At 67.3% G+C, this 23,268-nt stretch carries 16 protein-coding genes; 9 read left to right on the forward strand and 7 right to left on the reverse strand.

The genetic code is table 11. The features are described 5' to 3' along the window. Positions 1–330: 330 nt before the first annotated feature. On the reverse strand, positions 331–576 hold the full coding sequence (locus tag J2W22_RS20005; protein WP_307120039.1) for a hypothetical protein: 246 nt from the start codon (positions 574–576) through the stop codon (positions 331–333). Positions 577–765: 189 nt separating this feature from the next. On the opposite strand from J2W22_RS20005, the gene J2W22_RS20010 reads away from it, so the two are divergent. The 7 genes from J2W22_RS20010 to J2W22_RS20040 all read left to right on the forward strand — a co-directional run bounded on the left by J2W22_RS20010 (position 766) and on the right by J2W22_RS20040 (position 8,392). Continuing rightward, the gene (locus tag J2W22_RS20010) at positions 766–1,476 is read left to right on the forward strand and encodes a response regulator transcription factor (RefSeq protein WP_307120040.1); all 711 of its coding nucleotides are present in this window, start codon (positions 766–768) and stop codon (positions 1,474–1,476) included. Between the two features lie 5 nt (positions 1,477–1,481). Beyond that, positions 1,482–2,789 (forward strand): ATP-binding protein, encoded by a 1,308-nt coding sequence (locus tag J2W22_RS20015; protein WP_307120041.1) that lies wholly within the window; start codon positions 1,482–1,484, stop codon positions 2,787–2,789. 83 nt (positions 2,790–2,872) lie between these two features. After that, complete coding sequence (locus tag J2W22_RS20020; RefSeq protein WP_307120042.1) at positions 2,873–3,568, forward strand: carbonic anhydrase; 696 nt, start codon at positions 2,873–2,875, stop codon at positions 3,566–3,568. Next, positions 3,565–5,073 (forward strand): SulP family inorganic anion transporter, encoded by a 1,509-nt coding sequence (locus tag J2W22_RS20025; protein ID WP_307120043.1) that lies wholly within the window; start codon positions 3,565–3,567, stop codon positions 5,071–5,073. The genes J2W22_RS20020 and J2W22_RS20025 overlap by 4 nt, the downstream gene beginning before the upstream one ends. Before the next feature lie 162 nt (positions 5,074–5,235). Next, complete coding sequence (locus J2W22_RS20030) at positions 5,236–6,051, forward strand: TorF family putative porin (protein ID WP_307120044.1); 816 nt, start codon at positions 5,236–5,238, stop codon at positions 6,049–6,051. Positions 6,052–6,188: 137 nt separating this feature from the next. After that, positions 6,189–7,727: a tryptophan halogenase family protein gene (locus J2W22_RS20035; RefSeq protein ID WP_307120045.1), complete on the forward strand. Its 1,539-nt coding sequence runs from the start codon at positions 6,189–6,191 to the stop codon at positions 7,725–7,727. Continuing rightward, positions 7,724–8,392, forward strand: a complete 669-nt coding sequence (locus tag J2W22_RS20040) for a DUF6445 family protein (RefSeq protein WP_307120046.1) — start codon at positions 7,724–7,726, stop codon at positions 8,390–8,392. Before J2W22_RS20035 ends, J2W22_RS20040 begins: the two co-directional genes overlap by 4 nt. Before the next feature lie 181 nt (positions 8,393–8,573). Here J2W22_RS20040 and J2W22_RS20045 read toward each other — a convergent pair whose 3' ends face one another. Together J2W22_RS20045 and J2W22_RS20050 are read right to left on the reverse strand one after the other, a co-directional pair. Next, the gene (locus tag J2W22_RS20045; protein ID WP_307120047.1) at positions 8,574–10,649 is read right to left on the reverse strand and encodes a hypothetical protein; all 2,076 of its coding nucleotides are present in this window, start codon (positions 10,647–10,649) and stop codon (positions 8,574–8,576) included. 85 nt (positions 10,650–10,734) lie between these two features. Beyond that, a complete protein-coding gene (locus J2W22_RS20050) occupies positions 10,735–13,284 on the reverse strand; it encodes a TonB-dependent siderophore receptor (RefSeq protein WP_307120048.1) in 2,550 nt (849 codons plus the stop codon). Between the two features lie 245 nt (positions 13,285–13,529). Between J2W22_RS20050 and J2W22_RS20055 the strand changes: the two genes are divergently transcribed. Next, the gene (locus J2W22_RS20055) at positions 13,530–14,753 is read left to right on the forward strand and encodes an MFS transporter (protein WP_307120049.1); all 1,224 of its coding nucleotides are present in this window, start codon (positions 13,530–13,532) and stop codon (positions 14,751–14,753) included. A 145-nt stretch (positions 14,754–14,898) separates the two neighbouring features. Here J2W22_RS20055 and pgmB read toward each other — a convergent pair whose 3' ends face one another. The 4 genes from pgmB to J2W22_RS20075 all read right to left on the reverse strand — a co-directional run bounded on the left by pgmB (position 14,899) and on the right by J2W22_RS20075 (position 20,229). Next, the gene (gene pgmB, locus J2W22_RS20060; RefSeq protein WP_307120050.1) at positions 14,899–15,540 is read right to left on the reverse strand and encodes a beta-phosphoglucomutase; all 642 of its coding nucleotides are present in this window, start codon (positions 15,538–15,540) and stop codon (positions 14,899–14,901) included. After that, a complete protein-coding gene (locus J2W22_RS20065) occupies positions 15,537–17,759 on the reverse strand; it encodes a glycoside hydrolase family 65 protein (protein ID WP_307120051.1) in 2,223 nt (740 codons plus the stop codon). The genes pgmB and J2W22_RS20065 overlap by 4 nt, the downstream gene beginning before the upstream one ends. 193 nt (positions 17,760–17,952) lie before the next feature. Next, complete coding sequence (locus tag J2W22_RS20070; protein ID WP_307120052.1) at positions 17,953–18,987, reverse strand: LacI family DNA-binding transcriptional regulator; 1,035 nt, start codon at positions 18,985–18,987, stop codon at positions 17,953–17,955. Between the two features lie 219 nt (positions 18,988–19,206). After that, on the reverse strand, positions 19,207–20,229 hold the full coding sequence (locus tag J2W22_RS20075; protein ID WP_307120053.1) for a LacI family DNA-binding transcriptional regulator: 1,023 nt from the start codon (positions 20,227–20,229) through the stop codon (positions 19,207–19,209). Between the two features lie 189 nt (positions 20,230–20,418). Here J2W22_RS20075 and J2W22_RS20080 point away from each other — a divergent pair, with 189 nt between their 5' ends. Continuing rightward, the gene (locus J2W22_RS20080) at positions 20,419–23,250 is read left to right on the forward strand and encodes a TonB-dependent receptor (RefSeq protein WP_307120054.1); all 2,832 of its coding nucleotides are present in this window, start codon (positions 20,419–20,421) and stop codon (positions 23,248–23,250) included. Positions 23,251–23,268 lie beyond the last annotated feature (18 nt).

Genomic DNA, 23,268 nt, shown 5'->3' on the forward strand with positions numbered 1-23,268 from the left:
TACTCCCCGACGGCATGCGGACGTGACGAAACACCCCGCCGGAAGGCAGAGTGTGCAGAAATCTGGCGAACCCATCGATGATACGAAGTCGGATTACGGCCCCTGAATGCCGCGTCCTTGCACTCCTCGTGACTCAGGCGAAACGTTCACTTCTCGCGGTGCAGCAGGGCGCGTTAACGATTCGTTACCGGGGCGTATACAAAAGCATTTCCGCTACGTTTCCCGTGGTTTTTGGGCGGTATCTCATGGATTTGCGGCTGTCGGAAAATACGACAAAGCCCCCGGCCGGTGGGCCGGAGGCTTTGCAATTGGCGTGTCGAAAGGGTGGGCTTAGCGACCGGTCGAGGGCGTAGCCTGGACGGCGCATTTCGCGCGCACGGGCAGGGCGGTCTTGCCGGCCTGGTGATGGCTCTGCACCGGCTGGCAGGCCGGACGGTCACGTAGGCGCCAATGGGCGACAGGGGTCTTGCCGGACGGCGCCCAGACGAGCTGGTGGGTTTCGTGCAGCGACTGGGCCTGGACGGCGGGGGCGGCGAGCAGGCAGGCAGCGGCTGCGATCGGGAGGATGAACTTCATGGGGAATCTCCTTTGCAGCCGGAAATAATGCGCGCGTCCGATCGGCGCTTTGCGCGGCTGTAAGGAAGCTTTTCCCGTGCGTTACGAAGCGCTGCTCCCGTGTGACAAAGCATTGCCCGACAGGGGCTCTCTTGAGCAGAAAGGGCAGGAGCCCTAAGTGCCAGCCATGAATGCATGCGAGACCATGAAATGACCGCGCCCGTCATCGTTCTGGTCGAGGACGATCCCGCGCTTCGAACCCTCACCGCCCGCGCGCTCCAGGAAAACGGCTATTCGGTCCGCCTGGCATCGACCGCGCCGGAGATGTGGGTGGCGTTCGACAATGGCCCGGTCGACCTCGTCCTGCTCGACATCATGCTGCCCGGCACCAGCGGCATCGACCTGTGCCGCGAGGTGCGGCGCAAGAGCGACGTGCCGATCATCTTCATCAGCGCGCGCGGCAACGAGCATGACCGGGTGCTAGGCCTCGAGCTGGGCGCCGACGACTATCTCGCCAAGCCGTTCAGCACCCGCGAACTGATCGCCCGGATCCGCGCGGTGCTCCGCCGCGGCGGGCTCGAGCGGATGGCGGGCGGCGACCGCGAGACCCAGGCACATTTCGACGGCTGGACGGTCAACTTTCCCCGCCGCGAGGTAAAGTCGCCTAGTGGCGCGGTGGTCGAGCTGACAGGTGCCGAGTTCGACCTGCTCGCCGCCTTTCTCGGCCAGCCCCAGCGGGTAATCGCCCGCGAGCGCCTTGTCGAGCTGTCCCGCGTCCGCCTGGGCGACAGCTCGGACCGCAGCGTCGACGTGCTGGTCAGCCGGTTGCGCCGCAAGATCTCCGCCGCCGGGCACGAGCCGCCGATCGGCACGGTGCGCGGCATCGGCTATATCTTCCGCGCGGAGGTAACCCGCTCCTGAGCCTGTTGCCGCGCCATCCATTGGGGCTGCTCGGCAGGATCCTGCTTATCCTGCTGCTCACCGTCGCGATCGAGTTCGGGGCGAGCACCTTCCTGTACGAGCGCGCCTCGCGCTACTCGATCGAGGAGAGCGACGCGCACCGGCTCGCCGAGCATCTGGTGATCGCCGAGAAATTGCTCTCCGAGCGCCCGCCCGCCGCCCGGGCGGAGGCGGCGCAGGAGCTGACCACCGATCGCTACGTCGTCCGCTGGTCGCCCGCCATTCCCCAGCGCCCCGCCTTCCCGCCGCGCCAGAAGCGGATGGAGGCGCAGGTGACCAATTGGGAGAAGGGCCTGAAGGAAGCGCACCTCCAGCTCCGCCTGGCACCCAGCGCGCATGGCCAGGTCGTCGCCGGCGAGATGCGCATGCCCGATGGCAGCTGGATCGTGTTCAAGACCCGCGAAGCCGTGCAGGTCTGGCAGTTCGCGATCGAGCGCACCTTCGTCGCGCTCGTGCCGGCGCTGCTGCTGCTCACGCTCGGCGCGCTGCTGATCCGCAGCACGCTATTGCCGCTGCGCAAGCTGATCCATGCGATCGGCCATGTCGGCTCCGGCAAGCGGGTGACGGTCGAGGAGGAGGGGACCGCCGAGATCCGCGGGCTGATCCACGCCTTCAACGGCATGCAGCGCCGCATCCACGAGCTGATCGAGAACCGCACCCAGGCGCTGGCCGCGGTGGGGCATGATCTGCGCACCCCGCTCGCCCGGCTCCAGCTGCGGCTCGAGGATGTGCACGACGAGGAGAGCCGCCGGGCGATGCTCGACGATATCGGCGAGATGGACGACATGATCGCCTCGCTGCTTACCTTCCTCAAGGGAGAGGACGATCCCGAGCCGGCAGTGGCGGTGGACATTGCGGTGATGGCGGCGACTCTGGTGGAGGACGCGACCGATCGCGGGCGCGACGCGACCTATACGGGCCCGCCGCACCTCGAATGGGTGGTGCGTCCCTCGATGCTCCGCCGGGCGCTGAGCAACCTGATCGAAAACGCGCTGCACTACGGCAAATCGGTGCAGGTCCATGTGGCGCAGGAGGAAGGCGAGCTGGTGCTGTGTGTGGCCGATGACGGCCCCGGCATCCCGCCTGAGAAGATCGAGGAGGCGCTGCAGCCTTTCGTCCGCCTCGACGTCGAGCGGGGCCGCAATACCAAGGGCATGGGGCTTGGCCTTGCCATCGTGCAGCAGGCCGTCGCGCTGGAGAAGGGGCGGCTCAGCCTCACCAATGCAAGCCCCCCGAACACAGGACTCATCGCGGAAATCCGTCTGCCGGGCTGACGGCAACACTTCCTCACAGTAGCGCTGCGCTGCGGCAAGATTGACCCCTTAGGTTGCACTCCGAGTAAAAAGGAGTTGCAACCGTGAACGAGTTGATTGGCCGGGTCTTCAGCTTCGAGAAGACCGTCTTCCCGAACCAGAGCGACCTCTACGGCAAGCTCGCTACCCAGGGGCAGAGCCCCAAGGCGCTGATGATCTCCTGCGCCGATTCGCGCGTCGTGCCCGAGCATATCATGCAGGCACAGCCGGGCGACCTGTTCGTCTGCCGCAACGCCGGCAACATCGTGCCCCCCTTCGCGCAGAAGATCGGCGGCGTCTCGGCGACCGTCGAATATGCCGTGATGGCGCTCGGCGTGCGTGACATCATCGTCTGCGGCCATTCGGACTGCGGCGCGATGAAGGCGGTCGCCCATCCCGAGATGGTCGCGGCCATGCCGAACGTCGCCGTGTGGCTGAACCATTCGGACGCCGCGCAGAAGGTCGTCGCCGATGCCTATCCGGGCCTCGACGAGAACGCCCGCGTCCGCGCGATCAGCCTCGAGAATGTCGTGGCGCAGCTCGCCCATCTCCGCACCCACCCGTCGGTCGCCTCGGGCATCGCGCGCGGCGAGATCGCGCTGCACGGCTGGTTCGTCGACATTCATGCCGGCCAGATCCTGGCGCTGGATGGCGAGACGAACCGCTTCATCGTCGTCCGTGACGATCAGCCGCTTCCCGTCGCCGTGAAGTCGGCCCAGCGCCGCGCTGCCGACTTCGAGCTGGTGGAGGCCGCCGAATGACCTCCGCGCTCCCCAAGGGCTGGGTCGTCCGTGATTTCACGGCTTCGATCGTGGTCTTCCTCGTCGCGATGCCGCTCTGCATGGGCATCGCCGTCGCCTCGGGCATGCCGCCCGAAAAGGGCCTGCTGACCGGTATCATCGGCGGCGTGGTCGTCGGCCTGATCGCCGGCTCGCCGCTCCAGGTGAGCGGCCCGGCGGCCGGCCTCGCGGTCATCGTCTTCGAGCTGGTGCGCGAGCATGGCCTCGCCGCGCTCGGCGCGATCCTCGTGCTCGCCGGTGCGCTTCAGGTGCTGGCCGGCGTGGTCAAGGTCGGCGGCTGGTTCCGCGCGATCTCGCCCGCTGTGGTACACGGCATGCTCGCCGGCATCGGCGCGCTGATCGTGGTGGGCCAGTTCCACACCCTGTTCGACGCCAAACCGCTCTCCAGCGGCCTCGAGAACCTCGCGGCGCTGCCGAGCCGTCTGTTCGGCCTCGAGCCGACCAACATCGCCGGTACCGAGCTGGCGCTGGCGCTCGGCGTGCTGACCATCGTGCTGATGATCGGCTGGGACAAGCTCAAGCCCACTGCGCTCAAGCTGATCCCGGGCGCGCTGGTCGGCGTGGTCGGCGCGACGCTGGTCGCCTTCGGCTTCGGGCTCGATGTGGTCCGCGTCGCGGTGCCGGACTCGCTCGCCTCGGCGGTGACCCTGCCGGGCAGCGACTTCCTGAGCTCGTTCCTCAGCCCGACGATCATCATCGCCGCAGTCGCGGTGGCGTTCATCGCCAGTGCCGAGACCTTGCTCTCGGCCGCCGCGGTCGACCGCATGCATGACGGCGTGCGCACCGACTATAACAAGGAACTGCGCGCGCAGGGCGTGGGCAATCTGCTCTGCGGCATCGCGGGCGCGCTGCCGATGACCGGCGTGATCGTCCGCAGCTCGGCCAACGTCCAGGCGGGTGCGATCACCCGCATGTCGGCGGTGCTGCACGGCGCCTGGCTGCTCGGCTTCGCCGCCCTGCTGCCCTGGCTGCTGCGCGAGATCCCGATGGCGGCGCTGGGCGGCGTGCTCGTCGTCACCGGCTGGAAGCTGGTGAGCGTGAGTCATGTTCGCCATCTTTTCCACCATTACGGCCTGTTGCCGGCGGCGATCTGGGCGGTGACCTTCGTGCTGGTGATCGCGACCGACCTGCTGACCGGCGTGCTGGTCGGCCTGGCGCTCTCGGTGCTGGAGCTGCTGCCGCACTTCCGCCGCCTGCGCCTCAAGGTCGATGCCGAGCATGGCGAGGACGCGCATCGCATCAACCTCGACGGCGCGGCGACCTTCGTCACGCTGCCGAAGCTGAACAGCGCGCTCGACGCGGTACCCGGCGACAAGCCGGTCCATCTCGATTTTGAGAAGGTGCCGGCGATCGATCACACCAGCGCCGAAACCCTTCGCGACTGGGTGCAGCGCCGCCGGGCGCGGGGCCTCAAGGTGGAGCTGAGCGGCAACCCCGATCAGCTGCGCAGGCTCCAGCCGGCCTGACGTCCAGCAACATTTCCTTACGAAGGAGCAACCCGCCGGCCAGACTGGGCCGGCATGTTGAAGGTCGGAAAGCAGCGTCCCCCGTCCACTCCCATCCCGGATGAGAGGGCCGCACTTTCCGACCGCAGGCGGGAACATTCTCGATCAAAGGGGAATACCCGCATGAAACAGTACCTGATCGCGGCCGTGCTCAGCTGCACGGCCGCTCCGGCTTTCGCTCAGGAAGAAGCGCCGCCCAAGCCGGTAACCGTTTCCGGAAACGTCGCGCTCGTATCCGACTATCGCTTCCGCGGCGTCTCGCAGAGCGACAAGGGCATCGCCGTCCAGGGCGGCATCACCGTCAGCCATGAAAGCGGCCTCTATGGCGGCGTCTGGGCCTCCAACCTCGCCGGCTGGGGTACGTTCGGGGGCTCCAACACCGAGCTGGACCTGATTGCCGGCTACAAGAGGGACCTGGGCGACGGGCTGGCGGTCGATGTCGGCGTGACCTGGTACATGTACCCTTCGGGCGCGGACAAGACCGACTTCGCCGAGCCCTATGTGAAGCTCAGCAGCTCGATCGGCCCGGTCTCGATGCTCGCCGGCGTCGCCTATGCCCCCGCACAGGAAGCGCTGGGCAACTGGAGCAACACGCCCGAGAGCACGCCCGGCGACAAGGAAGACAATCTCTATCTCTGGGCCGATATCAGCAGCGGTATCCCCAACACCCCGATCACGCTCAAGGCGCATCTCGGCGGCTCGAAGGGCAATCCGGGCCTTGGCCCGAACGGCACCAGCGTGGCGCCTACCGGCTCCTATCTCGACTGGCTGATCGGCGCCGATGCTGCCGTCGGCCCGCTCACCATCGGTGTCGCCTATGTCGATACAAGCATCACCAAGGCGGATTCGGCCTATATCCAGCCGAACTTCTCGCGGGTGAAGGACGGCAAGTCGATCGCGGACGCCGCGGTGGTCTTCTCGGTCAGCGCGGCTTTCTGAGGCAGGCGCAGACCTGCGGGAGGGGGTGATTTCACCGGAGCGGCAGGTCCGCTCCGGTGATCCCCTTGCTGAAGAAATGCATTTCAAGGATGGGCGCGGCGCGCTAATCCCGGGCTTCGAACCAAGCGAGAAGCCCGATGCCTGCACCCAGCGACGCGATTTCCTCCAAGGCAGGCGGCGCACGGCGCGTCCGCTCCGTCGTCATCCTGGGCGGAGGCACCGCTGGCTGGATGACCGCAACCGCACTGGCCAGCCAGTTCGGGCGGACGCTGGACATCACCCTGCTCGAATCCGAGGAGATCGGCATCGTCGGCGTCGGCGAGGCGACGATCCCGACGATCCACTGGTTCAACCAGCTGATCGGCCTCGATGAAGGCGCCTTCCTCCGCGAGACCAAGGCGAGCTTCAAGCTGGGCATCGAGTTCGTCGACTGGGTGCGCCCGGGCTATCGCTATTTCCACCCCTTCGGGACCTTCGGCGTGCCCTTTCCGGGCGTCGCCTTCCACCATCGCTGGATCAAGGCACGGGGCGAGGGGCTCGATCTGCCGCTCTCCGCCTTCTCGCTGGCCGAGGAACTGGCGAAGCAGGGCCGCTTTGCCATGCCGACCGGCGATTCCCGCTCGATCCTCTCGACGCTCGGCTATGCCTATCATTTCGACGCCAGCCTCTATGCCCGCCACCTGCGCGGGCTGGCCGAGGCGGCGGGCGTCACCCGCGTCGAGGGCAAGCTGCAGGATGTCGAGCGCGACGCCGATACCGGCAACGTCACCGCGCTCACCACCCAGCGCGGCGACCGGATCGAGGGCGACCTGTTCATCGACTGCTCGGGCTTTCGCGCGCTGCTGATCGACGGGGCGATGCGGAGCGGTTTCGAGGACTGGTCGCACTGGCTGCCTTGCGACCGCGCGGTGGCGGTGCCCTGCGAGCGGGGCGAGCATACCACGCCCTTCACCCGCTCCACCGCGCGGGCGGCGGGCTGGCAGTGGCGCATCCCGCTCCAGCACCGGATCGGCAACGGCCATGTCTTTTCCAGCCGCTTCATGAGCGAGGATGAGGCGACAGGCATCCTCATGGCCAATCTCGACGGCGAAGCGCTGGCCGAGCCGCGTACGCTGCGCTTCAAGGCAGGCACGCGGCGCAAGGCCTGGGTGGGCAATGTCGTGGCGCTCGGGCTTTCCTCGGGCTTTCTCGAGCCGCTGGAATCGACCTCGATCCACCTGATCCAGAGCGGCATCGCCAAGCTGCTGACCCTGTTCCCGGACCGCGACATGGATCCGGCGCTGGCCGATCGGTACAACGCGCTGCTGAACGCCGACATGGACAACATCAAGGACTTCCTGATCCTCCACTACCACGCCAATCCCGGCCGCACCGAGCCGTTCTGGGTCGAGCGGCGGGAGATGGCGCTGCCCGAGAGCCTGGTGGCGCGCGAGGAGCAGTATCGCCGCTCGGGCCGGCTGATGCTGGGCAGCGAGGAGCTGTTCCGCGACGCGAGCTGGCTGGCGGTGCTCAACGGGCAGGAGATCGTGGCGGAGGATTACAACCCGCTTGCTGACGTGCTCGATGCGGCCACCAACAGTGCGCAGGTCCGTCAGGTCGCCGAGGTGATCCAGCGCGCCGCGCCCACGCTGCCGCTGCATGACGCGGCGCTGGCGGCGATCATGGGCGAGGGGTGATCAAGCCCGACATCGTCGCGCGGCGAATCGGTGCCGAGGGGCAGCCGATCGCGATCGTCGATGGCTTCCATCCCGATCCGGAGAACCTGCGCGCGGCAGCGCTGGCGGCGGTGTTCGAGCCTGGGCGGCACCATTATCCGGGTATCCGCGCGCCGCTGCCCGCCGACTATTTCGCCCAAGTGCGCGCCGGGCTGGCGCCGGTGCTTCGCGAAGTGCTGGGGGCGGGGAAGGGCGTCGAGCTGCTCGATGCCAGCTTCTCTATCGTGATCACGCCGCCCGCCGAACTCGGTATCGAGCAGCGGCTGCCGCACGTCGATGCGGTGCAGCCGGGGCGCATCGCGCTGGTCCATTATCTGGCGGAGGGAGACGGCACCAGCTTCTTCCGCCACCGCGCGACGGGTTTCGAAACGATCGACGCGGCGCGCTCGCCGGCCTATCTGGCGGCGCTCAACGCCGAGCTGCGCGCCGATCCGCCGGTGGCTGCCTATCCATTTGGGGACACGGCTCTGTTCGAGCGGATCGCGCATGTCGAGGCCCGGCCCAATCGCGCGGTGATCTACCGGAGCGCGCTGCTCCATAGCGGGGCGATCTCGCCCGGGGCGGTGCTGGATAATGATCCGGCGACGGGGCGGCTGACGGTTACGGCGTTTCTGGCCGCCAACTGACTCTTTCATCGTCATCCCCGCGAAGGCGGGGATCCAGAGTCACGAAGGATGACGCTCTGTTACCCTGGATCCCCGCCTTCGCGGGGATGACGGCTGTTGAGGACGGGGGTGAGGGCCCAAAAAATTGCCCGCCATGCCGGGGAGGAATGGCGGGCGAGTGGGGTGTTCGGTTGAACGCGGCTCAGCGCTTCTTCTTCGCTGGGGCTGCCTTGGGCGGCTGCACCGCAAGATAGACCGTGCTCCACAGCTGGGCTGCGTTGGACTCATCGACGTCCGCCTTGCCGGCGCCGAAGGCGACGACCTTGTAGCGGCCATTCTCGAACGCCCAGGACCAGAGCTCCGAGCTCTGCGTCGCGCGGGTCGCCTGGATCGCGCGCCACAGCTTGGCCTGCGCGTCCTTCAGCACCGCGCGGGTGGCGGGGGGCAGGTCGGTGCGGGCGAGCTGGCGCTCGAGGCCGGCAGCGAACAACGCCTGCTGCCACGACCAGACGACCGCGCCGTGATAGGCGGCCGGCGTGAATCGGTCCTGCACCTCGGTGCTGGCCAGCGCCGGATTGGCGACCAGCAGGCCGATATCGGTCATCAGACCGGCCGGAAAAGGCCTTGCCAGCGCGCCGACATAAGCCTGGAGATCGGCCGGATCGGGATGGCCGAACAACAGGCTAAAGCCTTCGTCCGAGTTGATGATCGGTACCGGCTTGCCGTGATCGTCGAGCGCGATCGCATGGTAGCGCAGGGGCTGCCCCTTGAGCGCGGCGAGGGCCGGGGCGGCGGGGACGCCGACACGGGCGGCATAGGCGCGGACCTGGGCCGCGGCCTCGGGGCCGGGGGTCTCGACCGCGAACAGGCCGGGGGCATTGCTCCGCCAGGTCGCGGCTATGGCATGGGCGCGGGTGAGCGCGGCGCGGTCATCCGGGGTCAGATAGCGATCGAGCAGCCCGGCGCGGAGCAGCTTGTCGGCGGACTCCAGTGCCGCGGGGACAAAAACCGCATTCACGTCATAGGGATAGCGGCCTCGGCCGAGCCCTTCCTCGCTGTCGCGCCACTGGCCGGTGAGGCGGCCCTTGTGGATCGCGACGAGGTTGCTCCAGCGTGGGTCCTGCGCGAACGGACTCACTTGATCGATAACGTAGCGAAGGTTGCGCACCAGGAGCGTTCCGGCCGTCTCGGCTTCAGCCGGATTCGCTTCGCTGCGGATCCTTTTTGCCAGGAAAGTTTGCGCGTCCGCACGGGTAGCCGAACCGAGCAGATAATCGGCGGAGACGGGACCGAGCATGTAATCGTCGTCGATCATACCATAATCGAGCGTCGCAGCGGCACCGCCCGGCTGCTTGTGCTGGGCATGGTCGATCAGCGCGAATTCGGAGAGCCCCTCCTCATGCGCGACTTCGCCGTCAGGGTTGAGCCGGGCGAGCACCGCGCCCAGGCCTGCTTCCACCGCAGCGCCCTTGAGCGCAGGCATCAGCAGGCGAACCGACATCAGCGTGTCGCGGCCGAAATAGGTGTCGAAGCGCCACGAGCCGGCCAGGAACTTCTCGCGGTAGCTGAGGAAAGCGAGCGCGTTACGCGCTGCCGGATCGGCGGCTGCTTTGCTATTGAGCAGTTCGGCCTTGCTGAGGCCGGTCAGCGGCGTGTCGCCGGTCGCCGCAACGATCCGCAACTGGATGCGTCCATTCGCGCCCGCGACGATCTCGCCCTTGTCGACCCGGCCGCTCAGCACCTGGATCTCCAGGCTGTAGCCCGGCGCGCCATCGACGCGGTCACGGGCATAGAGGATGCGGTTGCCCTCGATGCGGACCGGGGCCGCCACTTCGGCGGGGAAGCGGCCGACCGACTGATAGTCGCGCAGGAAGCGGACATTGGAGAGCACGGCCTGCTTGGGCGCGAGCCGGGGCGCGTCGATCGTCGCGATGCTCTCGATGCCGTGGAGCGGGCGCCCCTTGGCATCGGCGAAGGTCACCGGGCGCGGCGCCTGGTTGAGCCGCCAGTTGGCGGGCCGTTCGAGCGGCTGGAACCACAGGCCGACGCCGCTGTTGCCCGCCGGGAAGGCGACCAGGACGCGTGGATCGTTGCCGTTGCGCAGCAGCAGGTGCGCGGCGACCTTGCCGTCGCGCACGAAGGCATTGAGATTCTGCCCCTCGGTCAGGCTATAGGCCAGCTCCGGCGCTCTGGCGGCGCGCTTCTGTGCCAGCGCCGCCGTGCTCGTGCCCGCGAGCAGCAGCCCACTCATCAGCAGCAACCGCATCGAACCTCGCATCCCTCTCTCCTCTTAAATCCGGATATGGAAAGGCGCGGCCAACCTTTCAGCTGCCGCGCCCTCCCTTTGCGACCCTTGCGGGGTATCAGAACTTGAACGTCACCGAGCCGCCATAGGTAGCGCCGACGATGCCGCGGGCATAGAAATAGCCGTCGGTGATCGCCTGCGTCTGGCCCTGGCGGGGATTACCCTCGGTCAGGCCGATGACGTTGAAGATGTTGTCCGCGTTCACGCTCACCTGCAGCTGCTTGCTGAGGTTGAACGAGGCACCCACGCTGGTCACGCCGTAGCTCGGCAGCGCCACGCCGTTGCCGGCATCGGCGTAGATCTTGCCGATATACTTGTAGCGGCCATAGATCTCGCCGAGACCGTTGGGCAGCTTGTAGCTCGGCGTGATCGTGAACAGCCGCGCCGGGGTGCGCTCGGGGCGATTGCCCTCGAAGCCCGCCTGGTTGGCGCCGTTGATCGCCAGGTTGACGAGCTTGGGATCCTGGAACACGCCCTGGAAGTCGATGCTGAAGGCATTGACCGGACGGAGGTTCAGGTTGAGCTCGACGCCGTTTGTGCGCAGGTCGGCATTGATGTTGCTCTGCACCGACGGGTTCACCGGATCGGCGAAATTGTAGTTCTGGTTGCGGAAGTTGGTGCGGAACACCGTTGCCGAAGCCGAGAGCAGGCGACCCATCTGGTAACGCAGGCCGGCTTCGTACAGCTCGATCCCGGTGATGGGATCGACATTGTTCATCTGGAAGCCGTTGGCATAGCGCGCATAGATCGAGAAGTTCGGCGTGATCAGGTAGTTCGCGCCGACGGTGTAGGCCACCGCCTTCTTGTTCGCCTTGCGCACCGTGTAGGTGCCGTCCCAGGTCGAGCCGACCGTGGCCAGCACGCCGCCGGTGCCCGGCTGGACCGGCTGGTTCACCGCGGCCTGGTTGCCGTCCCACGCCGTCGCGCTGTCATGCTCCCAGCGCACGCCGGCATCGACGTGCAGGTCGCCGATCGAGAATTCGTCGTTCACATAGAGCGACAGGCTCGAATCCTGGCGGCTGCGGATGCCCGCGCCCCAATCGCCGTACGAGACCAGGCCGTTGTCCGACAGGGTGCCGATCACCTGGTTCGAGCCGTTGAGCGCGACGATGTCATAGACGTCGCTGTTGGTGCGCACGTCGTTGACCACGCTGGCGGTGGCCGACTGGTCCTGGTCGCGCTTGGTCTTGTAGTACATCACGCCCGCGGTGAGCGAGTTCTTGAAGCTGCCGCTCTCGAAGTTCCAGCGGCCGCCGACGTTGAAGCCCAGGTCATAGGCATCGATCGCGTCGTGGTTGAGCGTGGTGCGCTGCAGGAAGCCGTTGCCGTTCAGCGCGTTGAGCAGCGCGGTCTGGTCCGAGCCGATCACCTGGCCGGTGCGCAGGTTCTTGATGCCGTAGCGCACGGTGGTCGGGAAGGCGGCCTGGCCGAGCGTCAGCAGGTCGTTGATCGGCGAAACGGCCGGCACGCCGTTGGGCGTGTAGGTCAGATAGTTCACCGCGCTGGTCAGGCCGGCATTGCCGGTGCCCGAGCCCGGGAACAGGCCGTTGAAGTCGTAGCTATAGTCGAGATAGCGGCCATGGCCGAACAGCGTGACCGAGTCCGATACCGGCTTCTCGAAGTCGAGGCGGGCCTGCCAGGTCTTCGAGACGATGCCGTCGTCATAGTTGAACTCGCGATAGCCGCTCGAATGCGCGAAGGTCGAAACCGGCACGGCGATGTTCGAGAAGCTGCGGCCGCCGACATTGCCGAACTGGGTGTCGAGGCTCGGCACGCCGCCGGGCTCGCCATCGGTGAACTTGTAGGGCTGGTCGGCATAATAGGCGTTCTTCAGGTTGCCGCCCTTGCCCGACAGGCGGATGTAACCGCCGTCGTCGAACTTGTACTCGAGCGCGCCCTTCAGCCGCCAGCCGGTATAGTCGTTGGTGTTCTTGCGAACGCCCGGGCTCGACTGGAAATAGCCGCCGATGCTGAACGCCAGCTTGTCGGTGATCGGCTGCGAATAATAGCCGTCGGCGCGCTTCAGGCCGTAATTATAGCCGGTGAAGCGGACGGCGCCCTCGGCCTGCTCATGGTTCACCGCTTTCGAGATGAAGTTGATCGTCGCGCCCGCGCCGTTGACCGTGAGCACGCCCGACGAGCCGCCCTTGACCGCTTCGAGGCGATCGATGGTCAGGTCCTGGTCGAAGAAGAAGTCGGCGCCGCCGCCGCCATAGAGGATCGGCATGCCGTCTTCTTCGAGCTGGACGAAGCGCTGGCCGCCGCCCTGAAGGCCGCGGACCGAATAGTTGTTCGAAACCGCGCCGGCGGTCGCCTCGACGAAGATGCCCGGGACCATCTCGAGCAGGTCGGCGGTCGAGCGCGGGGCCTTCTGGTCGATCAGCTCGCGATTGGCGAGCGTGATGTCGGCCGAGGCGGTGATCAGCGGGCGGTTCGGCGTGGTCTGGCCGGTGACGACGATCTGGCCTTCATCGGCGGCGGCATCGTCCTGCGCGGCCGGCGCGGGCGTGTCGGCGGCCGTGGTCTGCTGCGCCTGGGCGGCGAACGGCAGCAGCGCGGCGCTGGCCAGAAGCGCGGCGCGAACGCCAGCGCGAGCGGAAAGCAACATATATCCTCCCCAACCGAGTTATGCCGGACTATCCGGCGGGTTGATCCCGCTCGACTAGTCGCGACGGGGGTATAATGAAATCGTTTTCTGCAACTGTCACGAAAATTCTGTAGGGGCTGGTGCCAGGGCGCAACACTGCCCGATTCCGCGGTTTTCAGCGGGCCTTGCCATGTGTATTCGTTGAAAAGGATTGCATCAGCGGGTCGGCTTCGCCGGCAACGCATGAAAAGGCAGAGAGGATCCCTATGAAGCGCGCAGCCTGGGCGGTGCCCGCCCTGATCACCAGCTACGCCCTGCTCGGGCTGCTGATGAACAGCGTCGGCACGGTGATCCTCCAATCGATCGCCCATTACGGCGTCACCAAGACGCATGCCGCGACGCTGGAGGCGTGCAAGGACCTGTCGGTCGTCCTCGCGTCCTTCCTGTTCGCGACCAATCTGCCGCGCTTCGGCTTCCGGCGCGCGCAGATCGGGGTGATGCTCGCAGTGGCGGCGGGGGCGCTCGCCATTTCCTTCGCCAACAGCTTCGTCGCGATGCAGGGTTTCTTCGTGCTGGTCGGCCTGTGCTTCGGCGTCGCCAAGGTGGCGACCTACAGCTCGATCGGCCTGGTCCGCCCCGATCCGGCGCGCCATGCCAGCCTGACCTCGCTGATCGAGGGCGTGTTCATGGTCGGCATCCTGGCCGGCATCTGGCTGTTCGGCTGGTTCATCGGCGAGGATGCGACGGGCCATGACTGGCTGGGCGTCTACCGCGTCGTCGCGGTGCTCGCGCTGGCCACGGTCGTGCTCTGGTGGTTCGCCGATCTCGACGAGGGGGCGGCAAAGGCCGTCGAGGGCCAGTCGGGCGCCGGCTATCGCGACGCGCTGGCGCTGCTCGTGCTGCCCTCGACCATCGCCTTCCTCACCGCGATCTTCCTCTATGTGCTGATCGAGCAGGGCGTCGGCACCTGGCTGCCCACCTTCAACAACCAGGTGCTGCATCTGCCGGGCGCGATGAGCGTGCAGGCATCGAGCATCTTCATCGCCGCACTCGCGGTGGGGCGGCTGAGCGCCAGCGGGCTGGTCGCCAGGCTCGGCTGGCTCAGGATGCTGCTCGGCTGCCTGGCGCTGATCGCGGTGCTGGTGCTGCTCACCCTGCCGACCACCCGGGGGCTGCAGCCGCGCGCCGAGATGGGTTGGCTCGATGCGCCGATCGCCGCCTACATCTTCCCGCTGATCGGGGTGTTCATGGCGCCGATCTACCCGATCGTCTCCTCGGTGGTGCTGAGCGCGCTGCCCCGCGAGCGCCATGCCTCGATGGTCGGACTGATGGTGATCTTCTCGGCGCTGGGCGGCACGATCGGATCGTTCATCACCGGCTTCACCTTCGATCGCTTCTCGGGCCAGACGGCGTTCTACCTGGTGCTGGTGCCGCTGGTGCTGATCGCAGTGGCGCTGGTGCGGCTGGAGCGGCTGACGCGGAAGGGGTGACAACCGTCATCCCGAGGATCCAGGGTTTCCCTGCGAACCCAAATTCCCCTTCCGCTTGCGGGAGGGGCTAGGGGAGGGGCTGTCCTGAAAGCTGCCAACGGAGTACCATCCCCTCCCCCGACCCCTCCCGCAAGCGGAAGGGGAGCTAGAAGGCGTAATTGCGTAGATCGAAATCCGCGATCGCCGGGATGATCCAGTCGGCGTCCGGAAGCGCGGCAGGGTCGCCGACGCCGAGCGCCTTCATCCCGGCCGCATGGATCGCCTGCACGCCGGCGGGGGCATCCTCGACGCCCAGCATCGCGGCGGGATCGACGCCCAGCGCTTCGGCGGCGGCGAGGAAGATGTCCGGCGCGGGCTTGCCGGCGGCGAGGCTGGCGGGGTCGATGATCGTGTCGAACAGATCCGCCACCTGCATCCGCGCGATCAGCAGCGGCGCGTTGCGGCTGGCCGAGGCAAGCGCGATGCCCAGCCCGGCGGCGCGGCATTGCTCGAGCGCTTCGCGGGCGCCGGGGAAGAGGTCGCCGGGGCCGAAATGGGCGATTTCCTCGAGGTACCAGTCGTTCTTCAGCGTCGCGAGGCGGATGCGCTCGGCATCGTCATAGCCGGGGCGGTCGCCGAGGATCAGCTTCAGGCTGCCCATCCGGTCGACGCCCTTCAGCGCCTCGTTCGCTTCCTCGTCGAACGGGATCGCCAGCATGTCGGCGAGCTTCTTCCAGGCGCGGTAATGCGCGCGGGCGGTGTCGGTCAGCACCCCGTCCAGGTCGAAGGCGACGCCCCGGAAGTTCATGCGGCCAGCGCCCCGGTCCAGCTCTCGCCGGCGGCGAGGCGGATCTCGGTGTCGTGATGGCCGATCACGATGTCGGGCCCGGAGACGGTGCGATAGGTGACCTGCTCGCCCGTCACCTCGACGCGCACCAGCGTGCCGCGCCAGCTGAGGCCGAAGGCATAGCCCTGCCAGTCGGCCGGGCGGGTCGGGCGGAAGCGGAGCTGCGGGCCATGGGGACGGAAACCCGCGAACCCCCAGACCAGTGCCAGCCACGAGCCGGCTAGCGCGGCCATATGGACGCCGTGGCCGGTATTGCCGTGGCGGTCGTCGATGTCGACCAGGCTGGTCTCGGCGAAGAACTTCAGCGCCTGCGTCTCGTGCCCGACTTCGTTCGCCAGTATCGCGAAGGTGGAGGCGGAGAGGGTGGAATCATGCGTGGTGATCGGCTCGTAATGGTCGAACACCCGACGCTTGCGCTCCAGCGAGACGTCCTCGCCGCCCAGCACCATGGCGAGGACGATGTCGGCCTGCTTCGACACCTGGTGCCGGTAGAGCGTCATCGGGTGATAGTGGAGCAGCAGCGGGAATTCGCTCGCGGGCGTGCCGGCGACGTCCCAGCGCGGCTTGTCGAGGAAGCTGGCATCCTGCGCGTCGAGGTCGCGCGCGGCGTCGAAGGGCAGGTGCATCGCGTCGGCGGTGCGGGCGAACTCGGCGAGCTCCGCCGGGGTGAGCTGCATCTCGGCGGCGAGCCAGCCCCAGGCTTCGGGGTCGATCCCGGCGACGCGCTCGGCGGCGGAGACGGCGAGGCGGAGATGCTTCTGCGCCATCCGGTTGGTGTACCAATTGTCGTCAACCAGCGCGGTGTACTCGTCCGGGCCGGTGACCCCGCGCAGGTGGAACCGCCCCTCGGCCCAGTCGCCCAGCGCCAGCCAGATCCGCGCGGTCTCGACCAGCATGCGCATGCCATGCTCTACCAGGAAGCCCTCGTCGCCGGTCGCATCGACATAGGCGCCGATCGCGAAGGCGATGGCCGAATTGATGTGGTACTGCGCCGATCCGCTCGGATAATGGGCCGAGCATTCGCGGCCCTCGATCGTCCGCCAGGCGTAGAGCGCGCCCTGTTTGTGGTCGAGCGCGCGGGCATTGGCGAAGGCGGCGTCGAGCGTGCCGGCGCGGTAGACCAGCATCGCGCGGGCGATCTCGGGCGCCAGCACCGAGAGCACCGGCAGCATGAACACTTCGGTGTCCCAGAAATAATGGCCCTCATAGCCTTCGCCGGTCAGGCCCTTGGCCGCAGCGCTCGAACGGCCGTCGCGGCCGGCCGAGGCGAAGAGATGGAAGAGGTTGGCGCGCAGCGTCGCGGCGAGGCGGGGCTCGCCGGCGATGGTCAGGTCGGCGGCGGCCCAGAATTTGTCGAGCAGGGCGCGCTGGGCGGCGGCGGCGGCCTCGAAGCCGTCCGAGAGCGCGGTGCCGGCAAGGGCGCCGGCATCGGCGGCCAGCGTCTCCGAAGCGTCGTGGCCCGCGGCATAGCCGGTGGCGACGAGCAGCCAGCCGGCATCCTCACGGGTGCGCTGGACGGCAGCGACGCCGATGCCGCTGCCGGGCAGGCGCTCGACGATTTGCTCGTCGCTCGCCTGCTCGGTCGCGAAGCCGCGCGAGGCGAGGTTCACGCCGATGCGCGGGTCGTCGGACTGGGCGGCGCCGCTCGGGGCGGGGGCGAGGCGGGGGTGGAGGGTGACCGCGCCTTCACCGTCGATCTCGGCCTGGAAGCGGCGGAGCAGCAGGGTGCTGCCGTCGAGCGGCACGATCCGCTCGCTGCGGATGCGGAGCAGGCGGCCGTCGGGGAAGGACCAGCGCGTCTCGCGGCGGAGCATCCCGGCGCGCAGGTCGAGCGTGCGGCGGGTGGCCGAGCGGAGCCGCGTGAAATCGATTGCTTCGCCGTCGAGGCGAACCTCCAGCCCCAAAGCCTCGACCACCGGCACGCGCGAATCGGAGCGGGTGGCGAAGCCCTTGAGCTTCTCGTGGTAGTGGATCTCTGCCTGCTCATAGGCATGGGCGAGGAAGGTGCTGGCCTGAGCCCGCTCCTCGATCGCCCCGCGCACACCCAGCGCACCGTTGGAGAGGGCGAGAATCGTCGCGGCCCAGCCTTCGCGCGCTGGGTCGTCGCCGATCACGTCGAGCGACCAGCCATCCTCCGCGAAGAGCACCCCATCGTCCGCGCCGTTCAATAGTCGAGCCAACACCCGCTCCCCAAACTCATGGAAAGTTGCGTTACAGGCTCTTTGATATCGTTTTCAAGAACAAAGGCGCCGACCCCTTCCGTCATCCCGGCGAAAGCCGGGATCTCGTGCGGCTCTTGTCCCGCCGTTCGCGCCTTCGCCTGAGATCCCGGCTTTCGCCGGGATGACGGAAAGGGGGAAGGGCGGATGCGCCTCAGGTATCCCGGACAACGATCTCGGTCGGCAGGGTGGTCGAGCGGGCGCGGCCGCCGTCGACCTGCTGCATCAGCTTCTCCACCAGCAGCGCGCCGGCGACATCGGTCTTCTGGTTGATCGTGGTGATCGCCGGGCTGAAATGCGCCGCCGGCGGGATGTTGTTGTAGCCGACCAGCGCATAGTCGCGCGGGGCGGTGAGGCCGCGCTCCTTGAACGCGCCGATCACCGCCATCGCTGCGGTGTCGGAAAAGGCGAAGACCGCGTCGGGCAAACGCCCGGCGGCGAGATAGGCGGTCACCGTGTCGGCAGTGGCGTGGAAGGCCATCGAGGCGATCGGCAGGAAGTCGACCGTGACGTCCTCCTGCGCCTTCGCCGCCGCGCAGAGTCCCTCGTAGCGCAGCCGCAGTTCCTCGTGGCGGATGTCGCCGACGAACAGCCAGTGCTTGCGCTGCTTCGCCAGGAAGTGCCGCCCGGCGAGCTCGCCGCCGAGGAAATTATCGCTGCCGATTGCGCAATAGCCGGCGTCCGGGGCGACCGCGCCCCATACCACCAGCGGCACGTCGGCGCGGCCCAGCTCGCGCAGCATCGCGTCGCGCGTGCCCTGGCCGAGCACGATGAACCCGTCCGCCCCGCGCGCCTGGTAGAAGTCGCGGAAGGCGCGGACGTCCTCCAGCCCCGGCGGGGAGAGCAGCAGGTCCTGGTTGCGGATCGACAGCGCCTCGGACACGCCGGCGAGCAGCTCGAAGATGAAGGGATCGCCGATCGCGCCATGCCGGTGCGAGCCGAAATCGAGCATCACCGCGACGGTGTTGGTGCGGGTGTGGCGCAGCTTGGCGGCGTTGCGGTTGACCGCATAGCCATGCGCCTGCGCCACCGCCATCACCCGCTCGCGCGTTTCCTCGGTCACCAGCGGGCTGCCGTTCAGCACGCGCGACACGGTCGGCGTCGAGACCTGCGCCAGGCGCGCGATATCCTGCATGGTGAGCCGGGCACCGGGCTTGGGCGAGCGTTCCTTGGCGGTCTTCTTCGTCATCGGCTGCTTTATGGTCAGACAAGGGGCGCGCAGTAAACCGCAAGAGGTCTACCGGTTCGCCTTAATTCTCTCCCCTCCCTGCAAGGGAGGGGTTGGGGGTGGGTGGCGAGCGTAGCGAGCTCAGCTACCGGCCCGAGATAAAGAAAAGGCCGGGCATCGAGCCCGCCCTTTTCTAACCCACCCCTAACCCCTCCCTTGCAGGGAGGGGAATTGAAGTACCTAGCTCGTCTTCCGCACGATCAGCCGTGGCGGCAGCAGCTGGATCTCCGAGGAATGGTTGCCGATCTCGCCGATCAGCGTGTCGACCAGCATCTCGCCCGCCGCGTTATAGTCCTGCGCGACGGTGGTGAGCGGCGGGTGTGTCAGGCTGGCGGCGGGGATGTCGTCGAAGCCGACCACCGAGACATCGCCCGGCACCGACTTGCCCGCTTCCTGCAGCGCCCTGAGCGCGCCGATCGCGATCAGGTCCGATGCGGCGAAGATCGCGTCGAACGGCACGCCGCCCAACAGTAGTTCCTGCGCCGCGACATAGCCCGATTCCTCGATCGACAGCGCGCCGATCTGCAGCCGCGGATCGGGCTCGATCCCGGCGGCGAGCTGGGTGTCGCAAAAGCCGTGATAGCGGTCGCGGAACTCGGGATAATGGCTGGTCGCGTCGCCGATGAAGGCCAGCCGCCGCCGGCCGCGCTCGAGCAGATGCTCCGCCGCCAGCCGCCCGCCCAGCATGTTGTCGCAGCCGATCGTGGTGCCGAGCCCGTTGAGCTCCACCGATCCCCAGCGCACGAAATGCGTGCCCTGGCGCACCAGGTCTTGCAGCCGGGCGCGGTACAGCTCGTAATCGCCATAGCCGAGCAGGATCAACCCGTCGGCCTTGCGCGCATCCTCATAATCCTTGTGCCAATTGGACGAGAGCTGCTGGAACGAGGTGAGCAGGTCGTAGCCGCGCTTGGCGCAGGTGCGCAGGATCGAGCCGAGCATGGCGAGGAAGAAGGGGTTGATCGCCGTGCCGTCGGGCAGGGGATCCTCGAAGAACAGCAGGGCGAGCGTGCTGCTCTGCCCGCGCCGCAGCGAAGAGGCGTTCTTGTCGACCTTGTAGCCCAGCTGCGCCGCGATCGCCTCGATCCGCTTGCGCGTGCCTTCGTTGACGGTGGGGTCGCCGCGCAGCGCACGGCTCACCGTCGGCTGCGAGACTCCCGCCAGTGCCGCGATGTCGAACGATGTCGGCTTGTCCGGCGAGGCCATGCCGTTTCCGTCTCCCGTGCCGCGCAATGTCTGCGCGTTCCCCTGAACTACCCTGCCTGTCCCCAAATCGGAAGTCGCTGCTGAATACGTATGCGCTTGCCTTCCCTTGTCCGCCGCATGCGCCGAATTGGGGGAGGCTTAGAAAAACCGTCGCCAGTGAAGGCGATGCGGATATTGGGGAGGTTGAAGATGGCTTTGTCCAATCACGCAGCGATTCTGCGTATGCTTTCGATGGGTGCCAGCACCCGTACACTTGGCGCCGCGCTGCTGATGCTGGGCGCGACCCCGGCCTTTGCGCAGGACGCCAATCCGGCGCCGGCCCCGGCCGACCAGCCGGCGGGCGACGAAGCCCAGCTGGTCGTCACCGGCATCCGCGCCTCGCTGACCTCCTCGGCGAACATCAAGCGCAACAACGTCACCATCGTCGACTCGGTCTCGTCGGAAGACATCGGCAAGCTGCCCGACGTCTCGATCGCCGACTCGCTGGCCCGCATCCCGGGTGTCACCGCGCAGCGCCTCGAAGGGCGCGACCAGCGCCTGTCGATCCGCGGCCTCGGCCCCGACTTCTCGACCACTTTGCTCAACGGCCGCGAGCAGGTCACCGTCGGCGACAATCGCGGCGTCGAATATGACCAGTATCCGTCGGAATTCTTCAAGAACGTCAATGTCTACAAGTCGGCCGACGCCTCGCTGATCGCCGCGGGCATCGCCGGCACCGTCGATCTGCGCATGCTGCGCCCGCTCGACCAGAAGAAGAACACCTTCGTCGTCTCCGCCCGCGGCCAGATGAACGAGACCGACAAGCTCAACCCGGACGGCACCCGCTTCGGCTATAAGGCTTCCGCTACGTACGTCGGCAAGTTCGCCAACGACACGCTGGGCATCGCCATCGGCCTGTCCGCGCAGAACACGCCCACCCAGATCGAGCGCTATGCCGCCTGGGGCTTCCCGAACGATCCGGCGGTCGGCGGCAACCTGCTGCTCGGCGGCGCCAAGCCCTATGTCCAGTCGAACCTGCTGAAGCGCTATGGCGGCGTCGCGACGATCGAATGGGCGCCGAGCGACAATTTCCACTCGACCTTCGACGCGCTCTATTCGAACTTCAAGGAAACCCAGCACCTGCGCGGCATCGAGTTCGGCATCGCGCCGACCTGGGGATCGAGCGGCGTGATCGCGCCGGGCTATACCGTGCAGAACGGGCTGGTCACCGATGCGACGATCAGCAACCTGGTCAACGTCCAGCGCAACGACCTCAACGAGCGCAAGGCCGAGAACATCTCGCTCGGCTGGAACAACGATTTCAAGCTGAGCGACACGATCCACTTCAACGTGGACGCCAGCTGGAGCCGCGCCACCCGCACCGACTTCCTGCTCGAGACCTATTCGGGCACCGGCTACAATTCGTCCGGCGTCAAGGACACGGTGAAGATCCACCAGAACAGCGACGGCACCTTCAACATCGTGCCGACGCTCGACTATTCGAACACCAGCATCATCAGCCTGACCGATCCGCGCGGCTGGGGCTATAACGGCACCACCGCAGTGGTGCAGGCCGGCTTCCTCAACCGTCCGGACTTCACCGACGACCTCAAGTCGCTGCGCGCCAGCTTCAAGGGCGAGATCAGCGGCAGCGTGCTGAGCGCCTGGGAAGTCGGCGGCAATTTCAGCCGCCGCGAGAAGCAGAGCAAGTACACCAGCTATTTCCTCTGCCCCAAGGGCGGTGGCACGGGCTGCACCGTCGCCAGCGGCACGCCGACCAGCTTCGCGGTGCCCAACGACGTGCTGCTCGATGAGAAGGTGAGCCTCGACTATCTGGGCGTTCCCCAGATGCTGACCGTCGATCCGATGAAGGTCTATGGCCTGCTCAACTCGGTGTTCGACAACCGTCCGGACTCGCTGGTCCGCGACAACACCGTGACCGAGGACGTGCTGACCGGCTATGCCAAGCTCACGATCGACGGCACGGTGGGCGGCAAGGCGCTGCGCGGCTCGCTCGGCCTGCAGGTGGTCCACACCAAGCAGGGCGGTGACGGCCAGATCGCCGCGCTGAACGGCGGCGTGGTGACGATCTCGCCGGTGAGCAGCTCGGAGAGCTACACCAACTTCCTGCCCTCGGCCTCGTTCAGCCTCGAGCTCCAGCCGAACTTCTTCATCAAGCTGGGCGCCGCCCAGACGATGGTGCGCCCACGCCTCGACCAGGAGCGCGTGACCCAGGCGGTATCGATCGACATCTCGAAGATCGGGCAGGGCAGCCTGCCGCAGAACAGCCCGTTCAGCTCGAACGGCGGCAATGCGCGCCTGCGGCCCTATCAGTCGACCAATATCGACATCTCGTTCGAGAAGTATCTCGGCAACAGCGGCGGCTATCTGGCGCTGACCGGCTTCTTCAAGCACCTGACCGACTTCGTCGATCCGAACAACTCGGTGCTGTACGACTTCTCGGCGCTGCTCCCGGCGCTCACCCCGGCGCAGCAGGCGATCGTCCGCGGCCAGAACGCGCAGTTCGGCCTGGTCAGCTCGCCGGCGAACACCGGCCGGGGCGACATCCTGGGCGTGGAAGCCACGGCCTCGCTGCCCTTCACCGTGTTCAGCAGCGCGCTCGACGGCTTCGGCGTCTTCGCCAGCGGCACCTATGTCGACAGCAAGATCCGCTACGCCAACAACGTGAACCCGATCACGCTGCCCGGCCAGTCCAAGTGGGTTGCCACCGGTACGGCCTATTTCGAGAAGAACGGCTTCCAGGCGCGTGCCACCTATCGCTGGCGCGACAGCTTCCTGGCGGAACTGGCGGGTCTCTCGGCCAACCCGGAATATCGGCAGGGCCGTGCGGAAGGCGTGCTCGACGCGCAGATCGGTTATGAGTTCAAGAGCGGTCCTCTGGCCGGCCTCTCGATCCTCGCCCAGGCGAAGAACATCACCGACCAGCCCTTCGTCACCACCGAGGCGACCGATCCGCGCCTGGTGCGCGAGTATCAGCGCTACGGCCGCGACTATTATCTCGGCCTGACCTACAAGTTCTGATCCCCCCGAGCTGTGGCC

This window comes from Sphingomonas kyeonggiensis, from assembly GCF_030812785.1.
In the GTDB taxonomy this organism is placed as follows: Bacteria; Pseudomonadota; Alphaproteobacteria; order Sphingomonadales; family Sphingomonadaceae; genus Sphingomonas; species Sphingomonas kyeonggiensis_B.